At 48.8% G+C, this 22,190-nt stretch carries 19 protein-coding genes; 6 read left to right on the forward strand and 13 right to left on the reverse strand.

The genetic code is table 11. The annotated features are described in order from the left end of the window. Positions 1-222: 222 nt before the first annotated feature. Positions 223-453: a small acid-soluble spore protein Tlp gene (gene tlp, locus PSAB_RS16815; RefSeq protein WP_025335757.1), complete on the forward strand. Its 231-nt coding sequence runs from the start codon at positions 223-225 to the stop codon at positions 451-453. A gap of 170 nt (positions 454-623) precedes the next feature. Here tlp and pflA read toward each other — a convergent pair whose 3' ends face one another. The 3 genes from pflA to adhE form a co-directional block, all read right to left on the reverse strand. Further along, positions 624-1,361: a pyruvate formate-lyase-activating protein gene (gene pflA / locus PSAB_RS16820; protein WP_025335758.1), complete on the reverse strand. Its 738-nt coding sequence runs from the start codon at positions 1,359-1,361 to the stop codon at positions 624-626. A gap of 151 nt (positions 1,362-1,512) precedes the next feature. Beyond that, on the reverse strand, positions 1,513-3,774 hold the full coding sequence (gene pflB, locus PSAB_RS16825) for a formate C-acetyltransferase (RefSeq protein WP_025335759.1): 2,262 nt from the start codon (positions 3,772-3,774) through the stop codon (positions 1,513-1,515). Between the two features lie 292 nt (positions 3,775-4,066). Next, positions 4,067-6,688: a bifunctional acetaldehyde-CoA/alcohol dehydrogenase gene (gene adhE / locus PSAB_RS16830; RefSeq protein ID WP_025335760.1), complete on the reverse strand. Its 2,622-nt coding sequence runs from the start codon at positions 6,686-6,688 to the stop codon at positions 4,067-4,069. A 928-nt stretch (positions 6,689-7,616) separates the two neighbouring features. Between adhE and PSAB_RS16840 the strand changes: the two genes are divergently transcribed. Then, complete coding sequence (locus PSAB_RS16840; RefSeq protein WP_025335762.1) at positions 7,617-8,333, forward strand: Crp/Fnr family transcriptional regulator; 717 nt, start codon at positions 7,617-7,619, stop codon at positions 8,331-8,333. Between the two features lie 239 nt (positions 8,334-8,572). Here the strand turns inward: PSAB_RS16840 and PSAB_RS16845 are convergent, their stop codons facing one another. From PSAB_RS16845 to PSAB_RS16870, 6 genes are all read right to left on the reverse strand, one after another. After that, positions 8,573-9,364, reverse strand: a complete 792-nt coding sequence (locus PSAB_RS16845; protein ID WP_025335763.1) for a formate/nitrite transporter family protein — start codon at positions 9,362-9,364, stop codon at positions 8,573-8,575. 34 nt (positions 9,365-9,398) lie between these two features. Beyond that, on the reverse strand, positions 9,399-9,719 hold the full coding sequence (gene nirD, locus PSAB_RS16850) for a nitrite reductase small subunit NirD (protein ID WP_025335764.1): 321 nt from the start codon (positions 9,717-9,719) through the stop codon (positions 9,399-9,401). A 28-nt stretch (positions 9,720-9,747) separates the two neighbouring features. After that, complete coding sequence (nirB, locus tag PSAB_RS16855) at positions 9,748-12,177, reverse strand: nitrite reductase large subunit NirB (protein WP_025335765.1); 2,430 nt, start codon at positions 12,175-12,177, stop codon at positions 9,748-9,750. 220 nt (positions 12,178-12,397) lie between these two features. After that, positions 12,398-13,105 (reverse strand): iron-sulfur cluster repair di-iron protein, encoded by a 708-nt coding sequence (ric, locus tag PSAB_RS16860; protein WP_025335766.1) that lies wholly within the window; start codon positions 13,103-13,105, stop codon positions 12,398-12,400. A gap of 109 nt (positions 13,106-13,214) precedes the next feature. Continuing rightward, positions 13,215-13,940: a hypothetical protein gene (locus tag PSAB_RS16865; RefSeq protein ID WP_025335767.1), complete on the reverse strand. Its 726-nt coding sequence runs from the start codon at positions 13,938-13,940 to the stop codon at positions 13,215-13,217. Between the two features lie 251 nt (positions 13,941-14,191). Further along, positions 14,192-14,785, reverse strand: coding sequence for a TetR/AcrR family transcriptional regulator (locus tag PSAB_RS16870; protein ID WP_025335768.1), 594 nt, complete (start codon positions 14,783-14,785; stop codon positions 14,192-14,194). Positions 14,786-14,909: 124 nt separating this feature from the next. On the opposite strand from PSAB_RS16870, the gene PSAB_RS16875 reads away from it, so the two are divergent. Together PSAB_RS16875 and PSAB_RS16880 are read left to right on the forward strand one after the other, a co-directional pair. Continuing rightward, positions 14,910-16,121: a macrolide family glycosyltransferase gene (locus PSAB_RS16875; RefSeq protein WP_025335769.1), complete on the forward strand. Its 1,212-nt coding sequence runs from the start codon at positions 14,910-14,912 to the stop codon at positions 16,119-16,121. 4 nt (positions 16,122-16,125) lie between these two features. Further along, on the forward strand, positions 16,126-17,340 hold the full coding sequence (locus tag PSAB_RS16880; protein ID WP_025335770.1) for a macrolide family glycosyltransferase: 1,215 nt from the start codon (positions 16,126-16,128) through the stop codon (positions 17,338-17,340). 82 nt (positions 17,341-17,422) lie between these two features. Here the strand turns inward: PSAB_RS16880 and PSAB_RS16885 are convergent, their stop codons facing one another. The 3 genes from PSAB_RS16885 to PSAB_RS16895 all read right to left on the reverse strand — a co-directional run bounded on the left by PSAB_RS16885 (position 17,423) and on the right by PSAB_RS16895 (position 19,114). Next, entirely contained in the window at positions 17,423-17,740 is a 318-nt protein-coding gene (locus PSAB_RS16885; RefSeq protein WP_025335771.1) for a winged helix-turn-helix transcriptional regulator, read from the reverse strand. A 95-nt stretch (positions 17,741-17,835) separates the two neighbouring features. Beyond that, positions 17,836-18,150 (reverse strand): hypothetical protein, encoded by a 315-nt coding sequence (locus tag PSAB_RS16890; protein WP_025335772.1) that lies wholly within the window; start codon positions 18,148-18,150, stop codon positions 17,836-17,838. A gap of 19 nt (positions 18,151-18,169) precedes the next feature. Next, on the reverse strand, positions 18,170-19,114 hold the full coding sequence (locus PSAB_RS16895; protein WP_025335773.1) for a Gfo/Idh/MocA family protein: 945 nt from the start codon (positions 19,112-19,114) through the stop codon (positions 18,170-18,172). Positions 19,115-19,258: 144 nt separating this feature from the next. Here PSAB_RS16895 and PSAB_RS16900 point away from each other — a divergent pair, with 144 nt between their 5' ends. Further along, complete coding sequence (locus PSAB_RS16900) at positions 19,259-19,888, forward strand: TVP38/TMEM64 family protein (protein ID WP_025335774.1); 630 nt, start codon at positions 19,259-19,261, stop codon at positions 19,886-19,888. 111 nt (positions 19,889-19,999) lie between these two features. Beyond that, a complete protein-coding gene (gene msrA / locus PSAB_RS16905) occupies positions 20,000-20,980 on the forward strand; it encodes a peptide-methionine (S)-S-oxide reductase MsrA (RefSeq protein WP_144240530.1) in 981 nt (326 codons plus the stop codon). Between the two features lie 52 nt (positions 20,981-21,032). Here msrA and PSAB_RS16910 read toward each other — a convergent pair whose 3' ends face one another. Next, on the reverse strand, positions 21,033-22,178 hold the full coding sequence (locus PSAB_RS16910; RefSeq protein WP_025335776.1) for a DUF4349 domain-containing protein: 1,146 nt from the start codon (positions 22,176-22,178) through the stop codon (positions 21,033-21,035). Positions 22,179-22,190: the final 12 nt, after the last annotated feature.

The following is a 22,190-nucleotide window of genomic DNA, read 5'->3' on the forward strand; positions in this document are numbered from 1 at the left end:
AAAACACAGCCGCCCTTAGGCGGCCAGCGCTCTTATCATGGCTTCCCCAAAACAAAACATACTATTAGACGCAAGTCCCAGCAAAAAGTTTCAGTAAAATGGAGAAAATTTGTAAAAGACGGAAATCAATATGCGCATATCCATCAAACTTGGAGGGAAATACTAACGGCAAAGGGCGTCAACAAGTCGGCGCTTTTCATTATTTACGGGAGGTGATAAAAAATGAACAGACCCAAACCGGATAACCGGGAAGACAATGTAGCCCATCTGCAAAACAATATTGAAAACACCATCCGGAACTATCGGGAGACGGAGGAATATTTAAACGAACACCGCGACGAGATTTCCTCCGCCGAGAAAAATCAGCTTCAAGACAAGAATGAACGGCGTCTGAACAGCATAGAGGGATTCAGAGAAGAGGTAAAGGACGAAGCAAGAAATCAAAACAAATAACAGCTCTCTTTCGCCTGAATCCAATTAAAAAGGCTGTTTCCCAACATCCGGTCGTCTCGGAATGGGAACAGCCTTATTATGCGATGCCGCGATCTCCGATGAGGGACTCTCATCGTTATTCAAAATCGGAACCCCGTTAATGAAGCTCTGATCGGTATTCGAGGTCGTAGTTAAACCGGGGTTGTCTGCTTGCGGCCTTCTTCAATCAGCCGGTAAGCCCGTTGGATTTCTTCATCCCCAGGAGTAGGAACCCCTTCTAGCTCATAGGCCTTGCCGAGCATTTCCCATTTATACACGCCCATTTGATGATATGGCAAAATCTCGAACTTCTCTACCCCGTTCAGTGTTCCAATAAAACGGCCTAAATTAATGAGGTCTTCTTCTTTATTATGAATGCCGGGCACGTAGACATGGCGAATCCACATTTTGCGTCCATGATCGGACAGCCAGCGGGCCAGCTTCAGGGTGCGATCATTGGATTTGCTAGTCAGCTTGATATGAGCTTCATCATCGATATGCTTAAGATCAAGCAGAACAAGATCCGTAACATTCAAAAGATCTGTAATCTTGTCGCCTTCGTTATATCCGTTGGTATCCAGGGTGGTATGCAAACCCCAACGTTTCTTCACTTCGGTGAACAATTGCTCTACGAACTTAGCCTGCAGCGTCGGCTCTCCGCCGGATACGGTCAATCCACCACCGGACGTACGGTAATAATTCAGGTAAGGTTCGATTTCCTTGAGAATCTCTTCGACAGTCACTTCTCTACCTTCATCTAAAGCCCATGTATCCGGGTTGTGACAGTATTGACACTTCATTAGACATCCTTGCATAAATAAAATGAAACGGATACCAGGCCCGTCTACGGTTCCGAAGGTTTCAAGAGAGTGGATACGGCCTTTAATCATAGAAGGTCATCCTTTCTTCACGACAGCTATAAACCAAAAACTTAAAATTTTAACAATCCCAACACAAGATTTTACCGCCCTTGATTCAAGGGCGGTATCACCTTGCTTGTTACAGCATTATTTAGAACTTAAATTCATCTTTAGAGACAACTTACATCGAACCGTGGAAAGTACGGTTAATGACATCAAGTTGTTGTTCACGAGTCAGCTTGATGAAGTTAACGGCATAACCAGATACGCGAATGGTAAGTTGTGGGTAGTTCTCAGGATGTTCCATAGCGTCCATCAGTTGTTCGCGGTTAAATACGTTAACGTTCAGGTGATGGCCTTTGCTGTGGAAATATCCGTCCATCATGGATACGAGGTTCGATTTACGTCCCTCTTCATCTTTACCCAGTGCCTTAGGAACGATCGAGAAGGTATTGGAAATACCGTCAAGGCTGTCTTCATAAGGCAGTTTAGCTACGGAACTCAGGGAAGCAAGAGCACCTTTCTTGTCGCGTCCGTGCATTGGGTTAGCACCAGGTGCGAATGGTTCGCCTTTTTTACGTCCGTCAGGAGTAGTACCTGTTTTCTTGCCGTAAACAACGTTCGAAGTAATCGTCAGAATCGATTGAGTCGGCAGGGAATCACGGTAAGTTTGATGTTTGCGAATCATGTTCATGAAGGATTCAACCAGTTCAACTGCGATGCTGTCAACAGCATCATCGTTGTTGCCGTAGCAAGGGAATTCACCTTCGATTTCGAAGTCAACTGCAATGCCTTGTTCGTTGCGGATCGGTTTAACTTTAGCGTATTTAATCGCGCTCAGGGAGTCGGCAGCAACCGACAGACCAGCGATACCGCAAGCCATCGTACGCAGAATGTCACGATCATGCAGCGCCATTTCAATGCGTTCGTAGGAATATTTATCATGCATGTAGTGGATAACGTTAAGAGTATTGATGTAAGTCTTGGCAAGCCATTCCATCATCGGTTTGAAGCGGCTGATTACTTCGTTGTAATCGAGCACTTCGGAAGTAATACGCGGATATTCAGGTCCAACTTGAGCGCCGGATTTCTCATCCACGCCACCGTTGATAGCGTACAGCAGAGCTTTAGCCAAGTTAGCGCGTGCGCCGAAGAACTGCATTTGTTTACCGATACGCATTGCGGATACGCAGCATGCAATACCGTAGTCATCGCCATAGATCGGACGCATCAGATCGTCATTTTCGTATTGGATCGAGCTGGTCTCGATGGATACTTTAGCGCAATATTTCTTAAATCCTTCAGGAAGCTTCTCGGACCACAGTACAGTCAGGTTAGGTTCCGGAGCCGGTCCCAGGTTGTACAGAGTGTGCAGGAAACGGAAGCTGTTCTTCGTAACGCGAGTTCTTCCGTCTACGGACATACCACCGATGGATTCTGTTACCCAAGTTGGGTCGCCAGAGAACAGGTCGTTGTACTCAGGAGTACGAAGGAATTTCACGATACGCAGTTTCATAACGAAATGGTCCACAAGCTCTTGTGCTTGTTCTTCAGTCAGTGTACCCTCTTCAACGTCACGTTGAACGTAGATATCCAGGAAGGAAGATACCCGTCCGAGGGACATTGCGGCGCCGTTTTGTTCCTTGATTGCAGCCAGGTAACCAAAATATACCCATTGGAAAGCTTCTTTAGCAGTGTTTGCAGGTTTGGAAATATCAAATCCGTGCGCGGCAGCCATTTCTTTCAGTTCGCTCAGAGCGCGGATTTGCTCCGACAGCTCTTCGCGGAGACGAATGATACTTTCGCTCATGGAATCCACTTCAAGGTTAAGTTGATCTTGTTTCTTTTCCTTGATCAGGAAGTCAATACCGTACAGAGCAACGCGGCGGTAATCACCAATGATACGGCCACGACCGTAAGCATCCGGAAGACCTGTGATGATACCCGCTTTACGCACAGCTCTCATGTCAGATGTATATGCATCAAATACGCCTTGGTTATGCGTTTTGCGAATATTCGTAAACATGTCCACAATGCTGCTCGGAAGTTCGAAGCCATAAGCTTTACAAGCGTCGATCATCATTTTGATGCCGCCGAACGGTTGAATGGAACGTCTGAAAGGAGCATCGGTTTGAACACCAACGATTTGTTCCTTTTCTTTATCGATATAGCCCGGTTTGTGGGATACGATTGTGGAAACCGTGTTGAGGTCTACATCCCATACGCCGCCTTTATCTCTTTCTTCCTTGCTCAATTGGGAAATAATTTTCCACAATTCGTTAGTGTTGCTGGTTGGACCCACGAGGAAATCTTCGTTTCCTTCATAAGGTTTGATGTTCTTCTCGATGAAATCATTGACGTTGACATGCTTGCTCCATTTGCCACTAACAAATCCACGCCATCCCGACTTAACTTCTTGTACTTCTCTTTCAATCACCGACATGCTAATCCCTCCATATATTTATATGATTTGTAGAGATCGCGGGCTTGAAGGATAATCCCGTGTCTCGTGATCCCAAGCCGTTATTTGTACCAAATTTCACAATGATGTTTCATAACTGGGACCTTATATAAACATCTTAGTTTACTTTCCAAAAGAAAACTGTGACAAATATCACCTTTAACCAACTTTTTGGTGATATTTGTCACTCCAATTCATGTCCCAGATCTTACTGCTTTCAAAATAAAGTTTCTATATATATTTAAGGCTGGAAAGACATAATATTACTTAGAGATTAGTTGTCGAATTTGCCATAGAAAGCGTTGCGGTATACGTCGGCAAGTTCACTTACCAGCGGCAGCTTCGGATTGGCAGTTGTGCACTGGTCTTCGAAGGCTTTATCGGCCAGGTAGTCTACATTGGCTTCGAAATCCTTCGGATCAATGCCCAGTTGCTGGAAGGAATCTTCGATACCCAGTTTTTTGTTCAGCTCGCGAATGGCGTTGATCAGGCTGTTGATACCTTCTTCGGTAGTGCGAGCCGGCAGTCCCAGAATACGGGCGATTTCAGCGTAGCGCTCGTCAGCCACAAAGTGCGAATATTTCGGGAACGAAGCGAACTTCGAAGGTTTCTTCGCATTGTAGCGGATAACGTGCGGCAACAGGATAGCGTTAGTGCGTCCATGAGGTGTGTGGTATTGACCGCCCCATTTGTGCGCCAAGCTGTGGTTGATGCCCAGGAATGCGTTGGCAAAGGCCATACCGGCCAGCGTCGATGCATTGTGCATTTTCTCGCGGGCAAGCTTGTCGGCTTGCAGTGCGGATTTCTCCAGATATTGGAACACCAACTGAATAGCTTTGATAGCAAGACCGTCGGAGTAGTCGCTTGCCAGGATGGACACATAGGCTTCGATCGCATGTGTCAGCACGTCCATACCCGTATCGGCAACAGCTGTTCTAGGCAAGCTGTATACGAATTCCGGATCGATAATGGCTACGTCAGGAGTAAGCTCATAATCAGCCAGCGGATACTTAACATTTGGAGTAATTGTTTTGTCGGTAATAACCGCGAAGGAGGTTACTTCCGAACCTGTACCCGAAGTTGTAGGGATGGCAACAAATTTCGCTTTGATGCCCAGTTTCGGGAATTTGTAGACCCGTTTGCGGATGTCCAGGAATTTTTGTTTCAGACCATCAAAGTCAGCATCCGGATGTTCGTAGAACAGCCACATTCCTTTTGCAGCATCCATGGAGGAACCGCCGCCAAGGGCGATGATGCAGTCCGGCTGGAATCTGTTCATCATGGCCGTACCTTTTTCAACCGTAGTTGTCGATGGATCCGGTTCAACTTCCGAGAACACTTCGATTGCTACAGGAGTTTGGCGTTGACGCAGGTAGTGCTCAACTCTTTCCACGTAGCCAAGCTTAACCATCATCGGGTCAGTAATGATTGCGACACGAGTGATGTCAGGCATTTTAGCCAGGTATTGCGTAGCGCCTTTTTCGAAGTAGATCTTTTCCGGTAATTTAAACCATTGCATATTCACGATACGACGATTCACCCTTTTCACGTTGATCAAGTTAATGGCAGTAACGTTTTGGGATACCGAGTTACGTCCGTACGATCCGCATCCCAGAGTCAGCGAAGGGATGTTCGTGTTATAGATGTCGCCGATTGCGCCATGAGTCGAAGGCGAATTGACGAGAATACGTCCGGTTTGCAGACGGTTCGAGAACTTCATGATTACTTCTTCGTTGTTGGAGTGGATGGCCGAGCTGTGGCCCATACCGCCAAACTCAACAACTTGCGCCGCACGTTCGATACCTTGATCGGCATTCTTAACTTTATAGCAAGCCAGAACCGGGCTCAGTTTTTCAGCGGACAGCGGGTATTTGGTACCTACGCCTTCCAGTTCGGCGATCAGGATTTTGGTGCCTGCAGGAACTTGAATTCCGCACATTTCGGCGATTTTCACTGCGGATTGACCGACGATTACCGGGTTAACCGCGCATTTTTCCACGTTCATTGCGCCGTTGGTCAGTTTAGCTGCTTCTTCTTTGTTAACAAAGTAACAGCCATTAGCGATCAATTTCTTCTTCACTTGGTCGAAAATCGGCTCTTCAATAATGATAGCTTGCTCGGATGCGCAGATCATGCCGTTGTCAAAAGTTTTGGAAAGAATGATGTCATTAACCGCTTGATCGATATTAGCGCTCTTCTCAATGAAGGCAGGCACGTTACCAGGGCCTACGCCCAGAGCCGGTTTACCGCAGCTGTATGCCGCTTTAACCATTGCGGATCCGCCTGTTGCCAGGATCAGAGCCACGCCGTCGTTGTTCATCAATGCGTTGGTTTTGTCCATGGTCGGTTGCTCGATCCATTGGATGCAGTTCTCAGGAGCGCCTGCTTTTACTGCTGCGTCATGCAAAATTTTTGCTGCTGCGGCACTACAAGCTTGCGCGGATGGATGGAAACCGAATATAATAGGATTACGCGTCTTAATGGAAATCAACGCTTTAAACATCGTGGTGGATGTTGGGTTGGTTACCGGAGTGATACCCATTACGACGCCGACCGGCTCAGCAATCTTTTGGTAGCTGTCGTAAACATTATCTTCAATTACGCCTACTGTTTTGTCATACTTGATTCCGTGCCAGATATATTCCGTTGCGAAAATGTTTTTCGTGATTTTGTCTTCATAAACACCACGGCCTGTTTCTTCAACAGCCAATTTTGCCAGGTACATGTGTTTGTCCAAACCGGCCAGCGCCATTGCATGAACGATTTTGTCAACTTGTTCCTGATCGAGAGCCATGAATGCTTCTTGAGCTTTCTTCGCTTTATCCACCAGAGTCTGAATATATTCTTCAGCGGTTGGTTGTTGCACTTGGGCGGCTACTTCATTCTTAACTGCCATTTCCCTCGTCCTCCTGTCAATTTGTGTGTTGTTCTTCTCTACACCTCGATAATATCACATCAAATGCGACTTGTATAGTGAAATCTTTCACAAAGTATAAAATTTTTTTGCGCGCTTTTCAAAGCGCTTACATTTTGGGTTATTTTCAGGGACGTCCTACCTACTCCCCCTTCTTATATATGCTCAGGAAACCGTTGATTCTGGCCGATCAATAGAAGAATTCAATGCGATCAATTACCGATTACCCAAGAAACGCAGGTTCAAATATCTTTCCATGCTATTATTCCTAATTTTAAATAAAGAATTCGTCTAACTCCATGAACGGCAACAAAAGCACCGACAAGCGCCGATCCGGGATGCTCCCCGAGAAAATGCTCAATAAATCGTTCATATAGAAGAAAGCGAAATATGCTCGTGCCGATAAACGACATGATCCGGATTCCTGGAACTTCATAATAGAACGGATTTTGAGATAAAAAGCAGACGCTCTATTCACCCGTTTCCGTATGGCCGAAGTTAACGCATGTACTACCATAATTTCCTGCTTCCCGGCCCACTGCTCTCTTCCCGCAAGTTCCCGCTGAGCAAGATCGGCTCCGAAACTCCCGAACCCAATCCTCTATAAGAAACCTTTGTCCTGCCCGCCTATGAAAGTTGTTTCCAAATCGAGTTTCTCGCTTGCCTAAGACTCAACCATCATTTATAGTAAAAAAAGCTATTTGCCGTAGTCAGTGACCACGTCATACAACTTCAATTGGAAATAAATATTAGAAATCACACTTAAAATCATGCTTTTGAAGTGAAAATAATCACAATGTTGAAAATTAGACACTTTTTTGCGCAAATCTTTCACCCATATTGAGGAATTTCATTGTATAATTAATTTAAAATTTACTGAAAAACTGAGGGAATAAAGGGGATGTCGATTATGAAAGAACACACCAATGTCATCGAAGCCCATGGCAATACAAACTGTTTCTCCGAACAAAACTTTAACAGACTGCTGGTAACGATGAAAGAACGTCTGGTTCCTGAAGGCTCCCATTTATTCTGGGAAGGCGACTACTCGGATAAGCTGTTTTACATCAAACGCGGACGCGTCAAGCTGACCAAATCCACGGATGAAGGAAAAGAACTCATTCTTTATATGTATCAGGCAGGCGATATGGTCGGTCAAGCCGATCCGTTCTTCAGCACGAAGCACAGCTTCACCGCCGAAGTGATCGAGGAAAGTGAAGTCGGCGTGATCGAGCACAAGGATCTGGAAATTCTGATTTGCCAGCATTGCGATTTCGCGATTGATTTTATGAAGTGGATGGGTATCCATCACCGTCTGACGCAGACCAAATTCCGCGATCTGATGATGTACGGCAAGCCCGGCGCCCTCTGCTCCACGCTGATCCGTCTGAGCAACACGTACGGCGAGAAGAACGGCGAAGCCATTCTGATCAACAAAAAGATTACGCACACCGACCTGTCCAACATGATCGGCGCAACTCGCGAGAGCGTTAACCGCATGCTTAGCGATCTGCGCAAAAAAGACGCCGTAGAATACGAGAACGGCATGATTGTTATTAAAGACATTGAAATGCTACAGGAAATCTGCCACTGCGAGCTGTGTCCGAACGAGATTTGCCGAATCTAGCACTAACACTTCAACTCTTTACCCTCTTTACACCTCAGTGAAACATACATGTTTATTATAATTCGGTCTTATATTGTTCATGGCCGCAGGCGTCCGGTATCGGACGCTTTTTTTATGCCCGGATTACCCCTTGTCTATTGTTTCGAATATAAAAAAGACCACCGCTCAAAGCCCGGACAGGACATTAAGCGGCAGCCTCTGCTGCGTACAGCGATTTATGAGTAGAAAAAACAGACGATTTACTTGGACTTAACTGCGCCTCTTACGGGCGAAATGACCCAATAAGCCATACCTACGAAGATCCCGCCGCCGATGATGTTGCCCAGCGTGACCGGAATCATATTATGCAGCCAACCGGCCAGGGTAACGGTCTCCGGATGGTTCGGCAGCAGCAGCGCCACGCTCATCAGCGTCATGTTGGCTACACTGTGTTCATAGCCGCTCGCGATAAAGGCAAGCAGACACCACCAGATCAGCACAAGCTTGGCGCCTTCGCTCTTCGCACGCGACGACATCCAGATCGCCAGACAGACGAGCCAGTTACAGAGAATGCCTCGGAAGAACAGCTCGGAGAATGGCAGGCTCATCTTCTTGGCCGCCGCTGCAAAGATCAGATGATCGGGTCCGGCAGCCTTGAACAGCCCCGCTTCCTGAACCAGCCAGGCGAGCAGCAGCGCGCCAGCCAGATTACCCAGGAAGACAACCACCCAGTTCTTGGCGGTATCCCACAGACTTGTCCGCCCGGCCAGGGTGCTGGCGGTAAAGAACATGTTATTTCCGGTAAACAGCTCCGAGCCCGCAAAGATTACCAGCGTCAGCGCGATGCCGAAGGTGGAGCCCATAACGAGGGGCTGGAAGGGCGACTTGGCCGCGGCCAGCGGCGCCCCCAATGTAAAGATTAGAATAATGCCGATTCCCACATAAGCCCCCGCCAGCAGCGCGGCCAATGCGTACCTGGGCAAACTTTCGTTCATTTTGTCGCGTTTGGCTACCGCCGCTTCAACAATCGTTTCCACACTTTGCGTAAACATCTCTCTAACCCCCGTCGTTATCTCATTGTAAGTCCTAAATCCCGATAAATATGGTGTCTCCGTCGATATGAACCGGATAAACCGTCGCTTGCCCCTTGTCGGGCGCCTGAACTTCGCCGGTGCGAAGGTCGATTTTCCAGTCATACAGGGGGTCGTACAGATAGTGTCCCGAGACGATGCCTTCGGCCAGAGGGCCTCCCTTTGGATGCGGATTGCGGTTCTCCAGCGCATAGAACTCGTCACCGGAAGTGCGGAACACGGCCAGCTCTTTGCCTTCGATAACAACGACGCGGCCAATTTGTTTCAGATAGTCCTGTACCTTGCCTGCGGCATAGGTTTGTCTTGCTGCTTCCATCGCTCTCTCTCCTTTTGACCGAATTGGCTTAACGGATTTCCGCCTTTTCAAACAGCGCGCTGCGTGTAGAGTCGTCGTTCAGCATTTTTTTCCATGGATCATTTACCTGGCTCAAGGCAAAATCGATACGCTGCGCCAGTGCTTTGCGTTCTTCCTCGTTGTCCAGAATAGCAGATTTGATCTGGTCCAACCCGAGGCGTTCCACCCATTCGGACGTTCTTTCCTGGTAATTGCCGGTTTCGCGGTAATACTGCATAACAGCGGAGCAGATTTCGACCAGCTCTTCGTCCGTCTTCACTTTGCAGAAGGAATCCGCGATCCGCGGCTTGATGCCGCCGTTGCCGCCGATGAACACTTCCCAGCCGCCGTCGTTGCCGACGATGCCGATGTCCTTCGTGCACGATTCCGCGCAGTTCCGCGGACAGCCGTTGACAGCCATCTTGAATTTGGCGGGGAAATCCAGACGCTCGTACTTCCGCTCCAGCATCGCCCCAACGCCCATCGAATCCTGGGTACCGAAGCGGCAGAACTGCGATCCGACACAGGTCTTGACCGTACGCAGCGATTTGGCGTAAGCATAGCCGGAAGGCATATCCAGCTCTTCCCAAACCTTGGGCACATCCTCTTTCTTGACGCCGATCAGATCCAGACGCTGGCCGCCGGTTACTTTGACAACCTTGACATCATATTTAATGGAGACATCGGCGATTCTCTTCAGATCTTCCGGCGTCGTTACTCCGCCATACATGCGAGGAACAACAGTGAAAGTGCCGTCCTTCTGGATGTTGGCGCTCATCCGCTCATTGACAAAACGCGATTCCTTCTCGTCTTCATGCATATCCGGGTAGATCATGCCCAGATAATAGTTGACCGCAGGACGGCATTTCGAACAGCCTTCTTCCTGCTTCCAGCCGAGGACGTTCATGACCTCTTTGGTCGTCGTAAGCCCTTTGGCCCGAATTTCGGCCACAATTTCATCCCGGCTGAGCGTTGTGCAGCCGCAGATGCCGGTCTTCGCGCTCTGCTCGAAGCCGTCGCCAAGCACATATTGAAGAATTTGTTCCACGACCGGCTTGCAGCCGCCGCATGACCGTGTGGCGCCGGTGCAGGCTTTAATCTCATCCACGGTCGTAAAGCCGTTGTCCTGAATCGCGTCAACAATTGCCTTCTTGGTCACGCCGTTACAGCCGCAGACGATTTCTTCGCCCGGCATGCTTTCGACGGATGCCGTCTTCTTGGCCCCACCTCCGCCGCAGCAGCCGGTACCCATGACGTCTGCATAAATGTCGTCTGTCATCTCCGAGCCCTGCTTCACCAGCTTTTGCAGGTTGGCGGATTCCGTCACATCGCCGAACAGAACAGCACCGACAATCATGTTGTCCTTCAGCAAAATTTTCTTGTAGGTTCTCTTCCAGTCATCTTTGGCGGAGATAACGGTGTGCTCCGGCGTGTCGATGAATTCCCCGGCAGAAAAAACGTCCACGCCGGAAATTTTCAGCTTGGTCGAGACGACTGAGCCTTCATACGGCTTTGTTTCCGCGCCGGACAAATGCTTCGCGAGCACATTTCCCTGTTCGAACAGCGGAGCTACCAGACCGTAGCAGGCGCCTCGATGCTCAGCGCATTCGCCCACGGAATACACATTTTCAAGCGAAGTTTGCAGATAGTCGTCCACTACGATGCCCCGGTTCACTTCAATTCCGCTCGCCTTCGCTACATCCACATTCGGCTTAATACCGACCGCCATGACTACGAACTGCGCTTCAAGCTCCGTGCCGTCGCTAAAGCGCAGACCGCTCACCCGCTCTTCGCCGGTCAGCTCAACCGTCTGTTTGCCCATGGCGAACTTGACGCCCTGGCGTTCCAGTTCCGCTTTCAGCATCGAAGCGGCGGTATGATCCAGCTGCCGCTCCATCAGATCCTCCATCAGGTGGACGACGGTTACGTCCATTCCCAGGTTCACAAGCCCTTTGGCCGCCTCAAGTCCAAGCAGTCCGCCGCCGATAACGGCCGCTTTGTTGTACTCCTTCGCAGCTTGCAGCATCGCTTCGCAGTCGGCAATGTCGCGGAAGCCGACGACGCCTTCCTTGCCGCTGCCGGGAATCGGCAGAATGAACGAATTTGACCCGGTGGCGATAATGACTTTATCGTAATCGGCTGTCAAACCGTTCTCCGCGATAACCTTCCGCGATTCTCCGTCAATGCGGGTTACTGCGGTTCCAGTATGCAGCGTAATGCCGTTCTCCTTGTACCAGTTCCAGTCGTTCAGGATAATATCGTCTACATTTTTGCTTCCTTCGAGGACGTAAGACAGCATAATGCGGTTATAGTTGGGATATGGCTCGCTGCCGAAGACGGTAATGTCATAATTGCCGCCCAGCTTCAAAATCTGTTCAATGGTGCCCACGCCTGCCATGCCGTTGCCGATCAATACTAATTTTTCTCGATTCGATGTCATTGTCAGGTCCTCCCTCAAAAGCTTTCGTAATCAACTCTAGTGCTTTATAACGGAATTATACTGTTTAAATTTTAACTAGGCGGGTGACCACAGTCACTCCAATAGTGAATGTTTTCACATCAATTTGTAACAAATATTGTTATTTACCCTCTTGACACACGAGAAATAGCCGATTCTCCAAGAATACTCCAGGAAAATCGGCAGCTTTTCGATGCTGAAACTAAGCTTGATATCTTGGGAACAAAATGTTGTTCTCCAGATGAACATGCTCGAATGTCATGCCTTCCAGTTCTTCCAGCCGCGCATAGGTCAGACGGTAAGTCGTGCAGGCATACTCGGGTGGGGTAAAATCGCCGGTAACGGCGCGAAGCTGTTTGAGAATGCTGCCCGCGGCGTCATGCTCTTCCTCTAAATCGTGGAGAGACCGGCGCAGCGCGGACAGGGACTCTTCGTTTCCATCCTGCTCATAGGCAAGAATACTCGGGAAATCCTGCTCTTCTTCCTTCGCCGTATGCTCGAGTAGCTCATCTTTCAGCTGGTTGAACAGGCGGTAGACTTCTTCCAAATGCGGGGAATCCCCGCCGTGTACACGATAGACCTTCGTGACGTTCTGGCCGATCAGCGGCAGCTCTTCTCTCAGAAAGCGGTGATGCTTATCCACAATGTGGGCGATCAGCTCTTCGGACTTGGCTCCGTTCCAAGCAGTATCCCCTTCAAGCACCGGGTACTGCTCCAGCAGCTTGTACAAATCGCCGATGACGGCGTCCGCTTCAAGACCGCGCTCAATTACTGCCTCCCGAAGCGGTTTTGCGCCGCCGCAGCAGAAATCGATTTTGCTTGCTTTGAAATAATCCGCCGCTTTCGGGAACTGCAGGACGATTTCTTTTACCAATGTATCGCTATTAAATAAAGGTTGTTTGACGCTCATCGTGACTCCTCCTTAGGGGTTACTTATTGATCTGCTTCTACAATAACCCCCGAGGGAGAGCCTCCGCGTGATTTGAATCACGTCAATTCGAAAATATTGTTGAACAGCCTTACTGCACATAAGCTTCCATATAGGTTCGTTTGCCCGCCGCATCCTTCAGGTAGGGACCGAGTCCGGCAAATTTGGCCTGATTGACATACACCCCGGTCATCCATCTTCCCTCCGTCAACCCGCCATCCCATTGAAGCACAAGGTCAGGAGCCGCGATCCATTCCTGATAGACGCGGACATTGGTGTCCGTGTAGGCTTTACATGGTTTTGACATTTCCCGGAAACGGGCATCATTAACATAAGTCGGCACAAAATAGGCTGTAATCGTCTCCAGATCACCGTCATCCAGAAAGGGTTCCCCGCCCAAAAAAGGATGGAGCATCAGCGTTTTTTCAAACAGTCCCCAGATCACGGCCTGCAGAATCAGGCTCTGTCTTCGGCCATTGTGAAAAGTGTACGTGCGCGGCTGATCCGGCAGTTTCTCCTCACGCGTCGTCTCGCCTTGCTCCAGACAGTGTCTTTCGCAGCCGATACACTTCCAGCCCGAAGGCCCCTGAATCCATTTCTGAAATACCGTTCCGCCGTCGCCGTTTCCTTTATACAGGGAAGAAATAATGCTGTAGGGCACTCCGAAAGCAGCGTTCCACAATGAGGCAGGGAGATGGTTGTGAAGCATGAACAGTGTCTTGTCGTAAATAAGCTGCACTTTGACGGACGCCGTTTCGAGCTCAGCCACATCCTCTTTTCCGTAACCGACTTCCCGCGAGAACAGAGTGGTCTTCATCTTGCTCGCCTCCCGATATTTCCCGTTATGCGGGGGAATTTGTTTAAGAAATGAATGATCAGGAATGTACAGGGACCCGAAAGAACTGACCATTACGTTACAGTTACTAAAAGGTTAACTTGATCCAATATTATAGTAAGCGCTTCCAGCATGATAGAGACATTCGTTTTTTCTATTATAGTACGTCTTTGTGGTTGTTGTGCAATTTATTTTCAGGGGATGAAAATCGCTTTTTTGAACGCTTTGGTCTGTCACAAGCTCTCCAATTGATCCGCAAAGCTGTACAAAATATCAGGCACGTAAATGCCTTGTTCAATAAATGACTTTCCACATTCACTCATGATTGTTCTCATCTCTTCAAAAGACAATGGCATATCGTTCATGAGCCAGTCTATTAAGATCATAAATCCCCCTGCAATTTGATACTTTATTGAATATTTTAAATGTAATTCATTTAATTTGTCTGTAGTCGTATGTTCTTTATTATACAGATTTACTAAATATTTTATAAATCCCTCAAATCGTTCAAATATAAAATAATCAGGTACAGCCTTGATGATTTTTAGTAAAGGTTCACGATGTTTCTTCAAATGCGCAAAAAGGAAATCAGTTAGAACATCATTCTGATTAGTGCCCTTCCATTTTTTTATTATGGTTAGGCGCTCTTTAAATAGTTCATCCAAATATTGGATAATGATGTCGTCTTTACTTTTATAATTCCTATAGAAGGTCTGTCTGGCGACTCCTGCTTTTTTTGTAATACTGGTAATTTTAATCTGATCGTAGGGTGTAGTCTCCAATAATAACAGCAACGCCTCAAAAATCCATTCTTTTGTCTGATGCAACACTTTCACCTCTTTTGTCTATTTTCGTCGTTAAAATCTCGATTAAAGTAGAACTCTATTTTTACATATACTATAATTTATTCCATCTCATGGTACAAATCTAATGTAAATGGAGTTGATTAAAGTGAAGAAAACTCATATTGCAATGATTAATATTCCTGCTTTCGGCCATGTTAACCCAACTCTAGCCGTTGTATCAGAGCTCGTTCAAAGAGGCTATAAAGTGACTTATCCGGCAACAGAAAAATTTGTATCGGTTGTTGAGGAAACGGGGGCTTCGGTTCTTCCCTATCATTCGAGCACAACGGATCTATTAGATCAACTAAGTCATATCAAAGAAATCAATGAAGTCATAAGCAACCATTCAGAAAATCTTCCTATGAAATTCATTGAAGAAGCGATATCCACTTATTATCAATTGGAGCAGATGTATGCCGATGATCTTCCGGGTTTAATTCTGTTTGATTTTATGGCGCTCGGCGGAAAACTGTTCGCGGCAAAGCACGGCATAGATGCGGTACGGCTGTATTCTTCCTATGCGAATAATGAGAATGTATCGACGTTACATGATATTTCTGACGAGATTAAGATTGAATTGGCGTCAAAGATTAAGGCTTTTTCGGAGAAGGAAGGGATTACGGGGGTATCCTTTATGGAGTTATTCGCTCCGGAAAAATTGAATATTACCTTTATGCCCCGGGCTTTTCAGCTTCAAGGCGATTTATTTGACGAACGCTTCCTTTTTGTTGGACCGTCTATTGGCAAGCGCAGCTATGAAGAAAGCCTGCCGTTGGGTGAGAACAATGACCGCCCTGTCATGCTCATTTCACTAGGTACGATTTTCAACCCATGGCCGGAATTTTATAAAATGTGCATCGAAGCTTTTCGCAACTCCGGTTGGCAGGTCGTCATGTCCACTGGAAATAAGATCAGTCCGGAAAGCTTGGGCGACATTCCAGATAACTTTATTGTCCGCCAGCAGGTCCCGCAGCTTGAAGTTCTCCCTCAAGCCCGGTTGTTTATCACGCATGGAGGCATGAACAGCACGATGGAAGCGTTGAGCTGCGGAGTACCCCTGGTTGTCATCCCGCAGATGTTCGAGCAGGAAATCACCGCCCGCCGCGTAACGGAATTGGGACTGGGACAGCATTTTCTGCCGGATGAAGTAACCGCTCAAGTGTTGCAGAAATCGGTACAAGAAGTTTCAGAGGATGAGCAGTTACAGCAGCGTGTGTATGACATGCAGAAGAACATCCAGGAAGCCGGCGGGGCTAAAAAAGCCGCTGAAGCCATTGAAAAGCTATTAAGTCTTTCAAATATACAGGCGAGGGTGTGAAGAGATGTCAAAGGCGCTTTTTTTAAGTATTCCGGCTCATGGTCATGTTAACCCGACACTCGGACTCGTAAATGAATTAATCAATCAAGGTGAGGAAGTCACTTATTTTTGTACAGAAGAATTTAAAGAAAAAATCGAAAAGACCGGTGCTGAATTTAAGAGCTATCGAGTAGACACGATCCTTGGTAACCGAAAAGATAATACACCGCAAAACATGGGAATCGAGCGTTTACTTAACAATATTAATGAAGCGCTCAAGTCAAGCGATAAAATAATTGAAGATGTCTTAGATCAAATTAAGGATAAACATTTTGATTATATCCTGTATACGGCGATGTATCCGTTTGGAAATGTCTTTGCTCAAATCTTGAAAATCCCTTCGGTTTCATCTTTTGCCGTATTTGCTACGCCGCAGGAACTTAAAGCTGGGCACAAAGAATTAATGAATGAAGAGTTAATGAACAACCATCCCGTTATGGATACCTTCAAAAAAGTTTCAAAACAATTGAAAGATGTCTATAAGGTGGAGATGCCGGATAACCCGATGAGTTTATTTTTTAATAAGGGCGATATCAATATTGCCTATACATCCAAATATTTTGTCTCCCACCCGGAGTATTATGACGACAGCTTTAAATTTATCGGACCGCCAATCTACGACCGGCAAGAGAATTTGGATTTTCCGTTTGAACAATTAAAGGGTAAAAAAGTTATCTATATCTCATTGGGCACGGTATTTAACAGAGACATCAAGCTGTATGAACTTTTCCTTAAAACGTTTGCCGACACGGATGCTGTTGTGGTCATGACGGCATACAATGTAGATTTATCTGAATTTGCAATACCCGATCATTTCATCGTAAGAAATTTTGTGCCTCAATCGGAGATTTTAAAGGTTACCGATGTGGCGATCACACATGCAGGCATGAACAGTACCAGTGACTTACTATATAATGAAGTGCCTTTTGTAGCATTACCTATAGGAGCAGACCAGCCTTATATGGCAGGAAGATCCGCAGAGCTCGGGGCGGCCATTTCCCTTGACAAGGACACAATTACTCCTGAACTATTAAGAGATTCTGTGGAAAAGGTGTTAGACGATCCAAGCTATGCTGAGAATATTAAGAAGATCAGCGATTCTTTTAAACAGGCGGGCGGTTATAAAAAAGCGGTTGAAGAGATATTCAAATTAAAAAGCGAAAAAGGTATTCTCGTTTAAATTGCAAAATCTTATATAGGAAAAAAGAAAACTGGCGTCGAAAGATTCGACGTCAGTTTTCTGCTTGCTGCTATCCCCAGCTTTACTTCACCCAATTTTCCGCCCAGTGCTGAATCTGCTGCATGACAGGCTGCAGGGCGCGGCCTTTTTCCGTCAGCTCGTATTCGATCCGTACCGGCGTCTCGGGGTAGACATTGCGCACCAGAATGCCTTCGCCCTCCAGATCCTTCATCCGTTCCGACAGCATTTTATCGCTCATCAAAGGAATAAGGCTCGATATATCTTTGAACCGCTTCGGTCCGCTCATCAAAGTCTGGATTATCAGGCCGTTCCACCGTTTGCCCAAAAAAGAAAAGGCCGTTTCAAACCGGGGGCACATCGTCAAATGATGTTCTTCCATTGTTATCACCTCTCGCTAATGGAAACTTACGTTAAGTTAGTATATATAATTTTAACACATTTTGTCCTTACTGAACACGGTTTGTCAAAAAAAGTTTATTTTTCGGCATTCCCTCTTGCCGCAATCGCCTCGGTAATGACAAAGGCCAGATCGTCGTTACCGTACAGCGAAAGTACGCCAAGCACCGTATCATCCGAGATAAAACCGGACTCGTCCACGGGGACGGTCAGCGCAATCGCTCTCGCAAGCTGTTCATTGCCCTGCTGCTGCGGATACGCCTGCAAATAGAGGGCTTCGGGGTCAAGGCCGTTATTGACGCACCACTGGGCGAATACGAGAATCATCATCTCTTCGTCGCGCTTATAGCTATCTACAATGCGGTCTTCCACCGACTTGCGGTATTCATCCATTCTCACTCCCCCTCTCCTGTTAGTCTGTTCCATCCGCAAGCTGCGCCGCCAGCCTGTGTACCGGGAGTACGGACAATGCGGATATGCCGCATTCGGCCGGTTTATGAATATGATCGAGAAAATGGTCAACGACGCCGCTAAAGCCTCTGCGCTCTAGAATTGTGTCCCAGCTTCCGAAGCCGCGTACCGATGGCACCCCATTCCGGTCATAAAAAACGGCGCGCTCCATGTCCGCGATCTCCGCCGATCTTCCATGTCCGTGCAGCTCCAGCTTCTCCAGATCGGCGCCGGCGTCCCGCACCATACTGTACATGCCGGAAGCTCCGCCGTTCCAGCCGAGCATGCCCGAAGCCTGTACCAGCCGGCCTTCAAGATCGCTGTGCAGAGAGCCGCGCAGCAGCTCATAATCGTTCCCGCACAGCCACAGGAGCAGATCGAGCATGTGGATCAGGTCGTCATGAACGGTTTCCCGGCTGGTCAGCTTCTGCCGCTTCGTCCGGTGCTTGACCGCGCTGCAGTGGATGACGCCTCCGGCTTCATCCAGCCACGACTTGGCCTCGGCATAAAGCGGTGCAAAGCGGCGATTGAAGCCGACGCCAAGCAGTAGTCCTTTGCTCTCGGCCAGCTCGGCCATCCGGACCGACTCCTCCAGACGATAGGACAGCGGCTTGTCGACATAGACCGCGAGTCCCCGCTCAAGACATTTCGTTACGATTTCATAATGGCTCGGGGTGGGGGCGTGTACAAATACCGCGTCCAGATCCCAGCTAAGCAGCTCATCCAGGCTGCATGTGCCCCGAGGCAGCCGGTAGGCGCTTACCGTGCTCTCCACTGTGGAGACCGAAGAGCTGAGAATCCCGGCGATCCGTACTCGCGTCGATTGCGAAAGCAGGGGCAAGTATACCTTGCGGGCGATATTGCCGATTCCAATCATGGCTATGTTTATTTCTGCGGTTTCCTTCAATATTCTGCCCTCCCAATAGATGATGCCGCTTGATCTCATTATGCTATTATACCCTGCGGAAAGGATTCGACAAATGAGCTTTCTTCTATTCATCGATTTTTTTCAGTATGATGGGTGAAGATGAAAGAGAAAGGACATATTAAGATGAGAAAATGGACAGTGGCGCTGCTCTATGTTTCGGGGATGGCCACCGCGTTTATCTACAGATATACCATTCTGGATTGGCTCGGAAAAGACGACCACGCGCTTCTCTCCTTTCTTGCCGCGACGGTGCTGGCCTTATTTCCGGCAATTCCGTACAAAGCCGTGATCGGACTGTTCGGCTATGTCTACGGTAGCCTGGCCGGCGGAGCGATGTGCTGGCTGGCGACAACGGCGGCAGCGGCGCTGATGTTCGGCGGCGTCAAATGGCTGTTCCGGGAGCGAACCCGCCGCTACTTGGCTTCCATTCCGGCGCTTGATAAATTTACGGCAGCCGTTCAGCAGCGGCCCTTCGCTTCCGTCGCGGCGGCCCGCCTGCTGCCGATCGTTCCGCAGGCGGCGGTCAACGCCTATGCCGGAGCGGCGGGGCTGCCCTTCCGGAGCTTTATCCTGGCGACGGCCCTTGGAAAAATTCCGGGGATTGCCCTGTTCGCCTTCCTCGGCGGACAAGCCAGGCAGCATCCCGGAACCGCTGCACTGGCCGCGGCGCTGTACATTGCGGCGCTGCTGACTTTTTGGGCCGTGCTAAGGCCCGGAAAGCCCCGAAGCAAGGGACAAGGGGGACAGGCCTAAAAGGCTTGTCCGTGTAAGCCGCCTGCCCCGGGTACACTGGCATTCGTCATTTTCATCGTTTATAATTAAATTGCAAGCTATTTAATTGCTTATACGAGTGGAGGGACAATCATGAGTGACATACAGACTAACCCTACAGGTAACCGGACGGAAAAAGCGACTTTTGCAGGCGGCTGCTTCTGGTGCATGGTCTCCCCGTTCGAGGAGCTGCCCGGCATTATCGATGTCGTCTCCGGCTATACCGGCGGCCATACCGTCAATCCGACCTATGAAGAAGTATGCTCCGAAACGACAGGACATGCCGAAGCGGTGCAAATCACGTTTGATCCTTCAATTTTTCCATACAGCAAGCTGCTTGAGCTGTTCTGGCAGCAGATCGATCCGACGGATGCAGGCGGGCAGTTTCACGACCGCGGCTCCTCCTACCGGACGGCGATTTTCTATCACAACGAGGAGCAGCGTAAGGAGGCCGAGGCATCCAAGCTTGCAATCCAGCAAAGCGGCCGCTTCTCCGGACCAGTTGTAACGCCAATTGAGCCGGCGGGCGTCTTTTACCCGGCGGAGGAATACCATCAGGGCTACCACCGGAAAAATCCGGGACATTACAAGCGCTACCGCAAGGCCTCGGGCCGGGAAGCTTATATCGAACGCCACTGGTCGCATAAAGAAGACAAGCAAAGCCTGAAGGAGCGGCTCACCCCGCTGCAGTATGAAGTTACACAAAACAGTGCCACAGAACGTCCCTTTCAGAATGAATTCTGGGATCATCACGGGGATGGTCTTTATGTGGACATCGTGTCCGGAGAGCCGCTCTTCAGTTCAAGGGACAAATATGACTCCGGCTGCGGCTGGCCGAGCTTCACCCGGCCCCTCCGCGACTACACGGTGAAGGAGAAAACCGATCTCAGCCATCTGATGATCCGCACGGAAGTGCGAAGCCGGGAAGCCGACTCACATCTCGGTCATGTCTTCAACGACGGGCCGGGGCCCAGCGGCTTGCGGTACTGTATCAACTCCGCCGCACTGCGTTTCGTCCCTAAGGAAGACCTGGAAAAAGAAGGATACAGCGAATACCGGGTATTGTTTGAATAACTATTAAAAATCCTCCAAACCGCGCTTCTGCCGGTCTGGAGGATTTTTGGCGTTATTGGCGGTCCATCGAATCTGGCGGCTGTGCCTCATCACCGGACTTTTCTTCACGGTTTCCCGGATCAGATCCGGCTGCATCGGAGGCTGCCCGTTCCTCCTCCCTCTGCCGGTTCGCTTCCCCGATTAGCAGCGAAGCCTTATCGCGGCGGTTCCTTCTGGATCGTCCAAGCCATAACAGCACAGCCGCAATGAATGCGGCGCCGATCAGCAGCGGAAGCGCTCCGGCCAGGAAGATAAAGAGCCACTGGAATGCCGTGGACATGGCATTCAGTGTTCCGCGCAGCGCGTCCGCCGCTTTGCCAAACAGCGACCGGCGTTCTTCCAAGCGCTGATTGGCGGAGCTCTCATCCGTCTGGTACACTCGAAGCTCCACTGTAGAGTACAGCACGTTCTGGTCGATGTAGCGCATTCTGCCCTTGATCTGCTCGATGCTCTCCTGAATCTGTCCAAGCTCATTGGCGAAAGCCACCAGGTCGGAGGCTTTGGCAGCCTTTTTCATAAACTCGGTGTATTGGGCTTCCAGCATTTGTTTCGCCTTAAGACGCGCTTCAAGATCAACATACTCTTCCGTAACGTCTTGGCCCTCAATGCTGCGCTGAAGCGACACATGCTTGATTTTCTCCAGATTGTCCATGAAGGAGGAGAACCCGGAAGCCGGCACCTTCACGACAAAAGTGCCGCCATGCTCGGAATCGGACACGGTCTCGTTGAATCCGATAATATAGCCCCGGGAGAGATTGACCCAATTGCGCACCTCGGTCTGTGCTTTCTCATAATTTTCGACTTCCATGTTGAGATTGGCGTGGTAGATCAGCTTTTTGTTAAGACCGTCCGCTACATCACCTGATGTGAATCCTCCGGGAGAGGCATTGCCGGTACGGTTCGCGGAATCGGTACTTGTCTGATTTCCGAATTTCATTCCTTTCACTTGCGCGCCGGCGGGTGATCCTCCGTTACCGGCCGCGATCGGAGCTTCTGCACTCGAAGAATTGGACTCGGCTGCTGTGCTGTCCATGCTTTCGGAATGTAAGGACTGTTTATCCTGATCGGCATGATCAGCGCTTCTTCCCGAACTGCAGCCAATCAGCGTACCGGTCAGCAGCAGCAATGTTACAATGGTAAGCAATCCCCGCTTTATCATGACTCCCTCCTT

The sequence above is a fragment of the Paenibacillus sabinae T27 genome (assembly GCF_000612505.1).
Taxonomy (GTDB): domain Bacteria; phylum Bacillota; class Bacilli; order Paenibacillales; family Paenibacillaceae; genus Paenibacillus_AQ; species Paenibacillus_AQ sabinae.

Excerpts from the sequence above, each read along its gene's own strand:
- tlp (WP_025335757.1), top strand. The coding sequence starts at position 223 with ATGAACAGACCCAAACCGGATAACCGGGAAGACAATGTAGCCCATCTG.
- pflA (WP_025335758.1), bottom strand. The coding sequence starts at position 1,361 with ATGATTAAAGGCCGTATCCACTCTCTTGAAACCTTCGGAACCGTAGAC.
- pflB (WP_025335759.1), bottom strand. The coding sequence starts at position 3,774 with ATGTCGGTGATTGAAAGAGAAGTACAAGAAGTTAAGTCGGGATGGCGT.
- adhE (WP_025335760.1), bottom strand. The coding sequence starts at position 6,688 with ATGGCAGTTAAGAATGAAGTAGCCGCCCAAGTGCAACAACCAACCGCT.
- PSAB_RS16840 (WP_025335762.1), top strand. The coding sequence starts at position 7,617 with ATGAAAGAACACACCAATGTCATCGAAGCCCATGGCAATACAAACTGT.
- PSAB_RS16845 (WP_025335763.1), bottom strand. The coding sequence starts at position 9,364 with ATGTTTACGCAAAGTGTGGAAACGATTGTTGAAGCGGCGGTAGCCAAA.
- nirD (WP_025335764.1), bottom strand. The coding sequence starts at position 9,719 with ATGGAAGCAGCAAGACAAACCTATGCCGCAGGCAAGGTACAGGACTAT.
- nirB (WP_025335765.1), bottom strand. The coding sequence starts at position 12,177 with ATGACATCGAATCGAGAAAAATTAGTATTGATCGGCAACGGCATGGCA.
- ric (WP_025335766.1), bottom strand. The coding sequence starts at position 13,105 with ATGAGCGTCAAACAACCTTTATTTAATAGCGATACATTGGTAAAAGAA.
- PSAB_RS16865 (WP_025335767.1), bottom strand. The coding sequence starts at position 13,940 with ATGAAGACCACTCTGTTCTCGCGGGAAGTCGGTTACGGAAAAGAGGAT.
- PSAB_RS16880 (WP_025335770.1), top strand. The coding sequence starts at position 16,126 with ATGTCAAAGGCGCTTTTTTTAAGTATTCCGGCTCATGGTCATGTTAAC.
- PSAB_RS16885 (WP_025335771.1), bottom strand. The coding sequence starts at position 17,740 with ATGGAAGAACATCATTTGACGATGTGCCCCCGGTTTGAAACGGCCTTT.
- PSAB_RS16890 (WP_025335772.1), bottom strand. The coding sequence starts at position 18,150 with ATGGATGAATACCGCAAGTCGGTGGAAGACCGCATTGTAGATAGCTAT.
- PSAB_RS16900 (WP_025335774.1), top strand. The coding sequence starts at position 19,259 with ATGAGAAAATGGACAGTGGCGCTGCTCTATGTTTCGGGGATGGCCACC.
- msrA (WP_144240530.1), top strand. The coding sequence starts at position 20,000 with ATGAGTGACATACAGACTAACCCTACAGGTAACCGGACGGAAAAAGCG.
- PSAB_RS16910 (WP_025335776.1), bottom strand. The coding sequence starts at position 22,178 with ATGATAAAGCGGGGATTGCTTACCATTGTAACATTGCTGCTGCTGACC.